The following is a 12,183-nucleotide window of genomic DNA, read 5'->3' on the forward strand; positions in this document are numbered from 1 at the left end:
GGAAAATGTTATTTTATTTTGAAATTAAGCACGTAAAACAAATGCCGCATAAAAATCAGAAGTAAAATGACATTGATAACCGTATAGCATTTGCCAAAATATCGATGAGATATTTTTTATGCTCGTTTCCTAAACAGCATTATCTGTTCTAGGTTCAATGGGTATGATCTCAGCTTGAAAAGTTAGTGGTCTTTTGTAAAAGGTTGATCGTTTTCTGGAATTACGTTTAACTTTTTACTCTCGACTGCCAACTCATTTTAGCACCCCTTTTTTGAGAACGCTGCAAATATAGAAAGGATTTATGATTTTTGAATTAAGATTTTTGAATTTTTTTGACACAGGGATTAGTTCAAAAAATAAATAAAAATTTAATTAATACTTCTCAGTGCAATTCCCTATTTATTCGGAATTACGTACAGACGAGATTGTTTTATTCTATATCAGGAGTTTTTCGATTTGCTTTTTTATCAGCATTAATGCGTTTATTCCTTAAACGTCTCTTTTTTACGCCTCTTGGAACTCTTGTTTTAATCCGTAGTTTCTTTTTCTTTAAACCTTCTTCAATTAATACAATAAAACGTTGGGTGACCAAGGCTTTATTTCTAAACTGGCTTCGGCTTTCATCACAGGCTAGAATTAAGACCCCATCTTTTGTTAATCGGTTACCAAAAAACTCAGAGAGCTTTTGCTTTTGTTCATCACTAAAGGCTACAGAATTGTTGAGGTCAAAATATAATTCGGCTTTAGATGATACCTTATTTACATGTTGACCTCCACTTCCTGAGCTTCTAACGTATTTATAGCTTAACTCTGATTTTAAAACATCAATTTTCACTATGATTTAATTTGATGTGGTGGCTTAAGCAAATCATTTACTGTTTTCACAGGGTTGAAAGTACTAATTGGAACTTCTACAAAAATAGTATTCCAATGTGCCATACTTCCGTTCCAAAGTCCTGGTAATTCAAGAGCTTTTAATGCTTTACCATTTTTTGTTTTATTTGTTATAAAAGCAGCATTATGATCGACGTATTTTTCTAAATCAAATTTTTCGCCTTTATAATTTTTAATTCCACAAATTAAATCTACAGGATTAAAGTGTGTGGCATTTTTAAGTATCTCTTCTTGTTTAGAATCTTTTAGATTAATCTGTGCAGATTCTACAATTTGAAGCGATTGGTTAGATTTTTCGTCTTTAACCCAAAAAGGACCTCCTCCTGGTTCGCCTTCATTTCTTACCATTCCGCAGACACGTATTGGACGGTTGAGTTTTTCTTTTAAATATTCGACTTTATAACAATCTTTATATTTAAAATATTCATCAGATATTTTGATACTTAATTTGTGTGTTACAAAATTTTCGACAGCAACTAGCGTTCCTTCTTCAACATTATTAGCGTCTAAATCATTTAAGTATTCAAATGATTTGCTTTGTAGTTTTAATAAGATTCCTGCTAAAGCTTTTTTAAAGCCTGCTAATTCTTCTTTGTATTTATTAACGACAACATTATCTATATTTTTTACAAAAATAACGTCTGCATCAATAGCGTTTAAGTTTTTTAGAAGTGCACCATGTCCAGAAGGTCTAAATAATAATGAACCATCAGCTTCTCTAAAAGGTTTGTTTTCCATAGTCACAGCAATAGTGTCTGTGGCATGTTGTTGATAAGAGAATGAAATATTGAATTTCACTCCTTTTTCTGCTTCAATACGATCTTTTATTTTATTAAATTCTTCAGTAAACTTAGCTTCATGACTCTCTGATATTGTAAAGTGTAATCTTGCTGTGTTATTACTTGTAGCGTATAAGGCTGATTCGTAAAGATGTTCTTCGAAGGCAGTAGCGATGTAATCGTTTTTATAGTAGTGAAATGGAAGTAATCCTTTGGGTTGATTACCAAAATTTAATTCATTTTTATCTAACATTGCTTTGGCAAAATGCCATACTTTTTCTTGACTAGATAAAGTTTCTAAATCTATACCTTCAGATTTTAATAATCCTGCAACTTGTTTATAAAACGGGAATTTCTCCAAGCCCACCATAAACAAGGATAATTCTCTTAAGTTATTCTTATTTATATACGCATTAAGAGATTGTTCATTCTCATTATATTCACTGATATACCGGAAGAGAAATTTAAACATTCTAGTTGCTGCACCAGATGCAGGTACAAATTTTAATAGTGATTTGTTGTCTTTTTCGGCTTCAAAAAGAGCTACAAAATCTTTCATGTCAGATTCTGTCAAAGGCATAATACCTTTGTTTAATGTTGCTGCAGCAGAGACATTAGTAAAAGGAATTCCGGTTTCAAAAATTCCTATTTGTTTTTCAACCTTGGCTAAGGTCAAATTATTAGTATCTATTTGTTTAAGGTCTTTATCAGTAAAATTCATTTGTTCTTTATTAATTCATCTATGTGCTTAACCGCTAATTGTAATCGCTCTTTTTCATTTCCTTTTAAAAGCACATAAGGTTTATTGTGATTCTTTAATGCGGATTCAAAAGCTTTAAACATGCGCTCCCTTTCATCGGGTTTATCTCGCAGATCATCAGCTTCCCACGGTGTGTCAATATAAGTTAAAAAATATAAATCATAAATATTGTTCTTAGCATACTTGTCTAAAATGGGGTCGCAACTTCCTTGGTAATAGGCTTCACTATAAACTTTTGTTTCTAGTAAATCTGTATCGCAAATTAAAACAGAATTTGTTTTTTTGCTTAACTCATTCTCTAATTTAATTTGCCCTATTGCAATTGGAAGTAGGTCTTTTGGTTCGCAAGTTTTACGTTCGTCGTTCCATTTGTCTTGTAAGTATTCTCTAGCATACTCAGGGACCCAAATAGAATTGTAATGTCTTGCTAATTGGCGAGATATCGTTGTTTTCCCTGTTGATTCTGGGCCGAATAAAACTATTTTTACACAGTCTGAGGGTTCTTGTCTAAGCTTTTTTTCCATGCGTTATAGCCTTGAACAGCTAAGATTAAAAATATTATAAATTGAACTCCAGTAAATCCTAAGCCTTTTACAAAATATAAAGGGATAGAAATAAGATCTGCAATAATCCATAATATCCAATTCTCTATTTTTTTGTTGGCCATTAACCACATTCCTGCAAAGAAAATACCTGTGGTTATAGTATCTATATAATCTGTAATTCTATCGAAACGATTAAAATAGAGATACACACAAATTACAAAAATCATTGTTATTACGAAAATTGATCCGGCTTTTACCCAGTCTTTTATGGATGATTTTGTGACGGCTAATTCGTTGCCATTATCAGAATATTTCCACATATACCAACCATAAATACTCATTAATGTGTAGTAAATGTTGATTGTTAAATCGCCGTAAAGTGTAAATATATAACACAAATAAACAAATAGAATGGTGCTAATAATCCCGGTTGGAAACACCAAAATATTTTCTTTTTGAGCATACCAAACACTTGCTATACCAAAAACAACAGCAATTATTTCAATGATAATATTAAGAGTTGTTGCTGTACGATAGGGTTCTAAAAAAAAATCAAAAATGTGGTTCATAGTCACTCCTATCCGTTTTTACGATTTTCATTTGCAATACTGCAATATCTATATCAGCAAATGATCGTTTTATTTCTTGTGTTAGAAAAGGCATTAAGGTATCGAAATCACCATAGATTTGTGTGCTTAAAGGGTTTTCTAAAACTGTGAATTCTGAAGCTCTTAAATGCTTAATAAAATCAATAATGTGTGGTTCGTAATCGTCTTTTAATGGTGATAATTGTAATTCTATAGATATTTTCATTGTGATTGCCGCAAAGGCGGTGAATTTATAATTAATTATATGTTTTAGTGATTTTTTTTAAATCATCAAAAAATGTTTCGTCATCTTCAAAAGCGGTTCCTATAACTACTAAATCGGCACCAGCATTGTAAGCTGATTCTAGTTCTGCTTTAGTCCTTATACCTCCACCAACAATTAATGGAATATTTATTTTCTGTTTAACTTCTGAAATAATATGAGGTTCAATAGCATGTTTGGCACCACTTCCAGCTTCGAGGTAAATGAGTTTCATGCCCAATAATTCTCCTGCTTTTGCTGTATCCTTAATTGTTTCTATAGCATTTCTGCTTATTGGTTTTGTTTCGCTAACACGTTGTACTGCCGTTTCTTTTTCGTTTTCAATAAGTAAATATCCAGTAGGAATAATTTCGAGATTTGTTTTGGCTAATCTTGAAACTGCTTCAACATGTTTACCTATTAAATAATCAGGATTTCTTCCGGAGATTAAAGATAAAAATAAAATTCCATCTGCTTTATCTGTAATTTGAATGATATCTCCAGGAAACAATATAATAGGTAAAGTTGTGTATTTTTTTATTTCTATAACTAAAGCTTCGGTTAATCCTTTATTAACTTCACTTCCCCCAACAAAAATATGTGTAGTAATAGACTGATTCACCTTTTCAATAAAATTTGAAACGGAATGAATCTTCATCTTGTCTGGATCAATTAAAACGGCTAAGTTTTTCTTATTTGCCTTAATTGTCTCTAATATATTGTTGTGGTGTTTCATTTATTCCAATAATGGAATTTTAGGTGTAAATGTTTTTTTTCTAGTTGGTTCTTTTCTAAACTCTAGCGTCTAATAGTTTAGAGTCTTTTTAGGGAACGACATAAGCACAAGTAAATCCTTCAAATTCGAAAAAGGCTGTGTCGTATCTGTATTTTTTATTTTTATAATCTATCCAAGCTACGGTTTTGCCATCTTTAAGCATAAACGGAATAACTAAAAAATGCTCTTTAAATAACATGCCTGGAGTTGCAAAGAGTTTGTATAATGATTCTTTAATGCCCCAAATTACAGTCAATCTATTAATGTAGTCTTCGTCTTTAGGCTTTACGTAATGGTTTTCGTAATCGATAAATTTATGAGCAATAATGCCTATTTTTTCACGCTGCTTTTCAATATCAATTCCGACTTCTTTATCACTAATAATAACTCCAGAAAATGTAAACGAATGCGTTATAGAAATATGTTTTCCATCCTTTAGATGAGGTTTTCCATTTTCGTCATAAAATAAATCTTGATCAGTATATCCAAACGCTCTAAGTAAATGACGCACACTTAAAAAGCCACGTTGGTGTAGTTCGCTTTTCATGCCTAAAACGCGTTTTAAACTGTCTGGTTTTAAATCAATAGGTGAAATTAAATCATCATAAGATTCTTCGATCTTCCAGATTTTAACAGTAGTTTGTGAGTTAACACTAATGGTTTTATAAAGTGGCATTTAGAATTCTTAATGTTATTGATTATCTTTGCATCGCCTATGTCTGTTTTGACATTTTTAGATTAGCGAATTTAACTATTTAAGTGTTAAACCCAAAGGCGTTTTATAATATATAAAAAACGAGAAAAAGAATATGAGTGCAAAAACAATTGCTTACGTACCGAATAAGGTAAAAGATATGTCGCTTGCGGCATGGGGAAGAAAAGAGATTAAATTGGCTGAATCAGAAATGCCAGGTTTAATGAGTCTTAGAGAAGAGTATAAAAATGAGCAGCCTTTAAAAGGAGCACGTATTGCAGGTTGTTTACACATGACGATTCAGACAGCGGTTTTAATTGAAACATTACAAGCTTTAGGTGCAGAAGTGACTTGGAGTTCTTGTAATATTTTCTCTACGCAAGACCAAGCTGCTGCAGCAATTGCTGAAGCGGGTACAGCTGTTTATGCATGGAAAGGATTAACAGAAGAAGAGTTTGATTGGTGTATTGAACAAACTTTATTTTTTGGTGAAGACAGAAAACCATTAAACATGATTTTAGATGATGGTGGTGATTTAACTAACATGGTTTTAGATAAGTATCCAGAATTATCTGAAGGAATTAAAGGATTGTCTGAGGAAACTACAACAGGAGTTCACAGACTTTATGAGCGTGTAAAAAATGGTACTTTAACAATGCCAGCAATTAACGTGAATGATTCTGTAACAAAATCTAAATTCGATAACAAATACGGTTGTAAAGAATCTGCAGTAGATGCAATTCGTAGAGCAACAGATATTATGTTAGCTGGTAAGCGTGTAACTGTTTGTGGTTATGGTGATGTTGGTAAAGGAACAGCTGCTTCTTTTAAAGGTGCAGGTTCTATTGTAACAGTTACTGAAATTGACCCAATTTGTGCATTACAAGCTGCAATGGACGGTTTTGAAGTTAAGAAATTAGAAACTGTAGTTGGTAATTCTGATATTATTATTACAACAACAGGAAACAAAGATATTGTAAGAGCTGAGCATTTTGAAGCAATGAAAGATAAAGTTATCGTTGCTAACATTGGTCACTTTGATAATGAGATTCAAGTAGGTTGGTTAAACGAGAAACACGGTCATACTAAAGATACAATTAAGCCTCAGGTTGATAAATATAACATCAACGGAAACGATATTATTTTACTTGCAGAAGGACGTTTAGTAAACTTAGGTTGTGCAACAGGTCACCCAAGTTTTGTAATGAGTAATTCATTTACAAACCAAACTTTAGCGCAAATTGAACTTTGGAAAAACAGTTTCAGTTATGAAAATGACGTGTACATGTTGCCAAAGCATTTAGATGAAAAAGTAGCTAAATTACACTTAGCAAAAATTGGTGTAGAGTTAACTGAATTAGCAGATTACCAAGCAGAATACATTGGTGTAACGGTTGAAGGTCCTTATAAGCCTGAGCATTATAGATACTAATAAATTTCTGCGAAGGCAGGAATTGTATAATCGAAAAATCCCAAACATCAGTGTTTGGGATTTTTTTTGTTTTAAATTAAAAAAAGGTTCTCGATACAAAATTGCAGAAAAAGCAATTTCACTCGAACTGATGGCTTGCGTTAAATAAGAATTATTAATGATTACTATTTCGTCACTTCGAATGATTTTTGAGGTACGAGAAATCGTATTGAGAAGTGTTGTTTTAGTTTTTAGGAGTTATTGAGTTTTAATTTAATTGGTTCTCGATACAAAATTGGAGAAAAAGCAATTCCACTCGGACAGACGGTTTGCGTGAAATAAGAATTATAGTGATTACTATTTCGTCACTTTGAGTGATTTTTGAGATACGATAAATCGTATCGAGAAGTGTTGTTTTAGTTTTTAGGAGTTGTTGAGTTTTAATTTGATTAGTTCTCGATATAAAATTGCAGAAAAAGCAATTTCACTCGAACTGACGGCTTGAGTTAAATAAGAATTATAATGATTACTGTTATCATCACTTCGAGTGATTTTGAGGTACGATAAATCGTATCGAGAAGTGTTGTTTTAGTTTTTAGGAGTTATTGAGTTTTAATTTGATTAGTTCTCGATATAAAATTGCAGAAAAAGCAATTCCACTTGAACTGACGGCTTGCGTTAAACAAGAATTATAATGATTACTGTTATCGTCACTTCGAGTGATTTTGAGGCACGACAAATCGTATCGAGAAGTGTTTATTAAGTATAAAAAAGACCTCACGGATTTTAATAATCAGTGAGGTCTAATATATTTTAGAGTTAGCAATTGCTAACTTAGGACTTAATTACGGCCTACTTTCTCTTTTTATTCTTGCGTTTTTTCTTTTTCTTAGAATCATTTTTCTTAGGATGCACTAAGGTCATTTCATCAATTAAGTGTTGTGCACCAGCATATTTATCAACAATGAAAAGTACATAACGCAAATCTACCATAATGTTACGGCAAATTTCCGGATCGTAATTCATGTCACTCATAGTCCCTTCCCAAACTCTGTCGAAGTTTAAACCAACTAAATTTCCTTCGGCATCAATAGCAGGACTTCCCGAATTTCCACCTGTAGTGTGGTTGGTTCCTAAGAAACAAACTGGTACTTTTCCGTTGCTATCTACATATTGTCCGTAATCCTTAGCTTCATATAGCTCAATTAGTTTTTGTGGCACATCAAACTCATAATCACCTGGAATATATTTTTCAATCACACCTTCTAAATAACTCACTGGGTTGTAATACACAGCATCTCTTGGCGAATAACCTCTAACTTGTCCGTAAGTAACACGTAGCGTACTGTTAGCATCAGGAAAATAACGTTCGTTAGGTAAGGCTTCCATTAATGCAGTCATGTATTCGGTTTGTAAAGCTGTGATAGGTGCATTCTTTGCTTCGTAATCTTTATTAATTGAATCAAAAAATTCTGTAATCATTGGTTTTGCATAAGCAAAAGCGGCATCATTATTAAGGTTTTTTATCACGGTATCAGCATCACCTTCTAATAATTTTAGAGCAGAGTCTAAATGAGTAAAGGCTGTTTTGTCATAAATTGTAGCATCTACATCTTTACTATATAACGGCATTACATTAAGGTAGACTCCTTTGTCAACGTCAACATCGTAGTTTTTATGAATCCCTTTTAAAGTTCCTGTTAAACTTGCTTTAGCGTTTTCAAGAATTGCAGGGTTTTCAATTAAAGCTTGTTCAATTTGGTAAGCTCTAAATGTCATTTGCATTAATTCATTGGTAGTGAAAAAGACTTCAATAAAGTTTCTTCTCTTAATATCTATAGGTGCAAAATCTTTATATAGTTTATCAAATTCAGGAAGGATATGACCGTATTTGTCCTCTAGTCCTTTTTCTTTTAAAGCTTTGGTAAAAGTAGCTTCAAATTCTCTGCGTTTTTCAACAGCATTAGTTTTCTTAATTCCTAAGTTTTCACCAATCCACTTTTTCCAAGCATTAGCAATTCTAGCTTGTTTAGAAGCGTATTTAATACGCACATCATCGCTAGTTTTCATTTTTTGGTCAATAACTTTTAGAGCCGCTTCACGAATAGCGATGTTTGTTGGGTTAAATTCCTCTGTAATATGTTCAATTGCTACTGCAGGTAGATATTCGCTAGTTGTACCAGGAAAACCAAATACCATCGTAAAATCACCTTCTTCAACACCATCTAAAGAGATCGGAAGAAAATGTTTAGGCTTGTAAGGTTGGTTGTCTTTACTGTATTTTGCAGGACGGTTATTAGCATCTGCATAAATACGAAACATAGAAAAATCACCGGTATGTCTTGGGAAAACCCAGTTGTCAGTATCGCTACCAAATTTACCAATACTTGTTGGTGGTGCACCTACTAAACGGATATCTTCAAAACGTTCTGTTACAAAAAGAAAATATTGATTGCCTTCAAAAAATGCTTTTGTTTTTAAGTCTTGCCAAGTTTCTTTTGGCCAAGTTTTTAAAGCTGCATTACTGTTTTTAGAAATTAAAGATTGCTTTTCTGTTTCCGTCATGTTAGTTGTAATTCCTTTTAAAACCACATCAGAAACATCATGAATACTCACAATAAACTCAATAAATAAACCTTCGTTTGGTAATTCGTCTTCTAAATTCATGGCCCAAAAACCATCTTTTAGATAATCATTTTCTAAAGAAGAGTGCGATTGTATCTGGCTAAAACCACAGTGGTGATTGGTAAGTACTAAACCTTGGTCTGAAATAACTTCACTTGTACAGCCACCATTAAAATGGCCAATGGCATCTTTTAAGCTTGAGTTGTTAACATCGTAAATATCTTGAGCTGTTAATTTACTGCCCAAACTTTGCATTTCATCTTCGTTCATACCCTCTAAAAGTGAAGGAATCCACATGCCTCCTTGCTGTGCCGAGACTTGAAAAACAACGAAAAAGAAAAGAATTTTAAAAAATCGCATATTCAATATTTTTTTAGTTTTTGTAAAGATAGAAAAGCTTGTTTTATATCTTTAATGTTTTTGTACATAAAGCCTACTTTTTTTATGAATTTCACATCTAAATTACCAAACACAGGGACAACGATTTTTACTGTTATGAGTGCTTTGGCTAAAGAGTATAATGCAATTAATTTATCGCAAGGTTTTCCTAATTACCCTAGTTCTCAGAAACTGAATGCTTTGGTTTATGACGCCATGAATAAAGGCTATAATCAATATGCACCAATGGCTGGGAATTTAGATTTGCGGTTGGCTATTGCTCATAAATATGAGTTGTTATATAAAAGTAAATACCATCCAGAAAAAGAAATTACAGTTACAGCAGGAGCAACACAAGCCATTTATACGATTATTTCTACATTTATTAGAAAAGATGATGAGGTAGTTATTTTTAAACCCGCTTATGATTGTTATGAGCCTGCAGTTGAAATTAATGGAGGGAAACCAATTGCTATTCAGTTATCAGCACCAAATTATAAAGTGAATTGGGAAGAGGTTGCTTCAAAAATAACATCTAAAACAAAGATGATTATTATCAATTCACCTCATAATCCAAGTGGGACAATTTGGTCTAAAGAGGATATGCTTCAACTTCAAAAAATAACAATAAACACTAATATTATAATTTTAAGTGATGAGGTTTATGAACATATTATATTTGATGCTGAACAACATCAAAGTGTTTGTTTATTTGAAGATTTAAAACAACGTAGTTTTATTACGGCTTCCTTTGGTAAAACGTTTCATAATACGGGTTGGAAAATTGGGTATTGTTGTGCGCCAGAACAATTAATGTCCGAATTTAGAAAAGTACATCAGTTTAATGTGTTTTCAGTACATCATCCGTCTCAAAAAGGGATTGCGGATTATATGAAAGATGAAGAAAGTTATTTAAGTTTGAATATTTTTTTTCAGCGGAAACGAGATTTGTTTCTGAATTTAATTTCAGAATCTAGATTTAAATTTCAAGCCTCTAAAGGAACCTATTTTCAAGTATTAGATTATAGTGATATTACAGATGAATATGATGTAGATTTTGCAAAACGATTAACAAAAGAATTTAGAATAGCTGCTATTCCATTGTCTGTATTTAATACTAATAATAAGGATGATAAAGTGTTACGGTTTTGTTTTGCGAAAACAGAAGAAACTTTAATACAAGCTGCTGAAATTTTGAATAGGATTTAATGTTAAAACTTTCGTAATGTAGTGACGCTATCAATTCTTTAGTGTCTAAATTATAGAAACAAAAATTATATATAATATGAAATTTCAATATATATTTATTTTCTTTTTAATAAGTTTAATGCTGTCTTGTGGTAGTAGTGATCGTGTTATTATGACAGATGGAAAAGTTTATGAAGTAAAAGGTAATTCTTTTAAAAACGACGGTGCCGATGTTACAGAAACTTTATCGGAGGAACGTAAGTCAGAAATAGAAGCGACACTAAAAGCAAATAATAAAGCTAAAGCAGAAGCAGAGCAGTTACAAGAGTCTCTTAAAGCACAGCAAAAAGAGTTGAAAAAAACAAAAGAAGAAGCGGAAGCAAAACAAGAAAAACTAGAGGAGCAACAAGAGGCATTAGAAAAAAAGATTGAAGATAAAGAAGATGCACGTAAAGATTTTTTAAAGGCAAAGAAAAGTTTAGATAATCAACAGAAGAAATTTGAAAAATTAAAAGAAAAGCTATCTCCTAATGATGAGGAAAAATGGTCTGAAAAATTAGACGATTTAGAAAAAGAGTTTGAAGAAGCAAAAGAAAAAATGAATAACTTAAATAAATAAAAATTATGAAATATATATTAACTTGTGTAAGTCTAGTATTTGCGTTGTTTTTAAACGCGCAAGAAGTAACCAAAGAAGGAAAAATCTACGAGGTTAAAAGTGAGAAAATCTTTTTAGAAGGAAAGGATGTGACAGAAACTTTAAGTTTAGAAGAAAAAGCAGTTATTTTTAAAGAAGCGGCTACAATTTTAGAAAAAATTAAAGTAGAAGCAGCAGCAAAATTAGAAGAAGCTAAAGCAAAAGAAGAAGCGGCAAAAGTAAAAGCTGAAGAAGAGAAGGTTAAAGTTGTTGAAGCTAAAGCGAAAAAAGAAGAAGAAAAAGCGATAAAGAAAAAGGAAGCTGCAGCAAAAAAGCTTGAAAAAGAAGAAGCTAAAGCCGTAAAAGAAAGAGAAGATGCTGCTAAGGAGTTAGAAAAGGAAAAAAAGGCTGCTGAGAAAGCTGAGAAAAAGGCAGAGAAAGCAGAAAAGAAAGCTGAAAAAGCATTAGAAAAAGAAGAAAAACTAGAAGCTAATTTGGCAAAAGCTGAAGATAAATTAGACAAAGCTCAAAAGAAATACGAGAAGTTAAAAAGAAAAGGTGAATTGTCTCCTGTCGATGAAAATAAGTGGATGGATAAATTAGAGAAGCTTACTGACAAAGTAAATAAAGCGAAACGAAAATTATAAA

The 12,183-nt window shown here is 32.0% G+C and carries 12 protein-coding genes; 4 read left to right on the forward strand and 8 right to left on the reverse strand.

The genetic code is table 11. From position 1 onward, the window contains the following. Positions 1 to 430: 430 nt before the first annotated feature. The 7 genes from arfB to H0I32_RS09300 all read right to left on the reverse strand — a co-directional run bounded on the left by arfB (position 431) and on the right by H0I32_RS09300 (position 5,278). Complete coding sequence (gene arfB, locus H0I32_RS09270; RefSeq protein WP_179313567.1) at positions 431 to 835, reverse strand: alternative ribosome rescue aminoacyl-tRNA hydrolase ArfB; 405 nt, start codon at positions 833 to 835, stop codon at positions 431 to 433. Further along, positions 835 to 2,394, reverse strand: coding sequence for a DUF4301 family protein (locus H0I32_RS09275; protein WP_179313566.1), 1,560 nt, complete (start codon positions 2,392 to 2,394; stop codon positions 835 to 837). Before H0I32_RS09275 ends, arfB begins: the two co-directional genes overlap by 1 nt. Further along, positions 2,391 to 2,957 (reverse strand): AAA family ATPase, encoded by a 567-nt coding sequence (locus tag H0I32_RS09280; RefSeq protein WP_173586216.1) that lies wholly within the window; start codon positions 2,955 to 2,957, stop codon positions 2,391 to 2,393. The genes H0I32_RS09275 and H0I32_RS09280 overlap by 4 nt, the downstream gene beginning before the upstream one ends. After that, positions 2,918 to 3,547 (reverse strand): nicotinamide riboside transporter PnuC, encoded by a 630-nt coding sequence (pnuC, locus tag H0I32_RS09285; RefSeq protein ID WP_173586217.1) that lies wholly within the window; start codon positions 3,545 to 3,547, stop codon positions 2,918 to 2,920. Before pnuC ends, H0I32_RS09280 begins: the two co-directional genes overlap by 40 nt. After that, a complete protein-coding gene (locus H0I32_RS09290) occupies positions 3,531 to 3,791 on the reverse strand; it encodes a hypothetical protein (protein ID WP_173586218.1) in 261 nt (86 codons plus the stop codon). The genes pnuC and H0I32_RS09290 overlap by 17 nt, the downstream gene beginning before the upstream one ends. 31 nt (positions 3,792 to 3,822) lie before the next feature. Beyond that, positions 3,823 to 4,563 (reverse strand): geranylgeranylglyceryl/heptaprenylglyceryl phosphate synthase, encoded by a 741-nt coding sequence (locus tag H0I32_RS09295; RefSeq protein ID WP_179313565.1) that lies wholly within the window; start codon positions 4,561 to 4,563, stop codon positions 3,823 to 3,825. 88 nt (positions 4,564 to 4,651) lie between these two features. After that, a complete protein-coding gene (locus H0I32_RS09300; RefSeq protein ID WP_179313564.1) occupies positions 4,652 to 5,278 on the reverse strand; it encodes a 4'-phosphopantetheinyl transferase family protein in 627 nt (208 codons plus the stop codon). Positions 5,279 to 5,411: 133 nt separating this feature from the next. On the opposite strand from H0I32_RS09300, the gene ahcY reads away from it, so the two are divergent. Continuing rightward, positions 5,412 to 6,728: an adenosylhomocysteinase gene (gene ahcY / locus H0I32_RS09305; protein ID WP_179313563.1), complete on the forward strand. Its 1,317-nt coding sequence runs from the start codon at positions 5,412 to 5,414 to the stop codon at positions 6,726 to 6,728. 831 nt (positions 6,729 to 7,559) lie between these two features. On the opposite strand, the gene H0I32_RS09310 is transcribed toward ahcY, so the two are convergent. Beyond that, the gene (locus H0I32_RS09310) at positions 7,560 to 9,692 is read right to left on the reverse strand and encodes a S46 family peptidase (RefSeq protein ID WP_179313562.1); all 2,133 of its coding nucleotides are present in this window, start codon (positions 9,690 to 9,692) and stop codon (positions 7,560 to 7,562) included. 84 nt (positions 9,693 to 9,776) lie between these two features. Between H0I32_RS09310 and H0I32_RS09315 the strand changes: the two genes are divergently transcribed. The 3 genes from H0I32_RS09315 to H0I32_RS09325 all read left to right on the forward strand — a co-directional run bounded on the left by H0I32_RS09315 (position 9,777) and on the right by H0I32_RS09325 (position 12,182). Next, a complete protein-coding gene (locus H0I32_RS09315) occupies positions 9,777 to 10,919 on the forward strand; it encodes a methionine aminotransferase (protein WP_179313561.1) in 1,143 nt (380 codons plus the stop codon). Between the two features lie 76 nt (positions 10,920 to 10,995). Beyond that, complete coding sequence (locus H0I32_RS09320; RefSeq protein WP_179313560.1) at positions 10,996 to 11,517, forward strand: coiled-coil domain-containing protein; 522 nt, start codon at positions 10,996 to 10,998, stop codon at positions 11,515 to 11,517. 5 nt (positions 11,518 to 11,522) lie between these two features. Beyond that, positions 11,523 to 12,182 (forward strand): hypothetical protein, encoded by a 660-nt coding sequence (locus tag H0I32_RS09325; RefSeq protein ID WP_179313559.1) that lies wholly within the window; start codon positions 11,523 to 11,525, stop codon positions 12,180 to 12,182. Position 12,183 lies beyond the last annotated feature (1 nt).

The organism is Winogradskyella sp. HaHa_3_26, assembly GCF_019278425.1.
GTDB classification, from domain to species: Bacteria; Bacteroidota; Bacteroidia; order Flavobacteriales; family Flavobacteriaceae; genus Winogradskyella; species Winogradskyella undariae.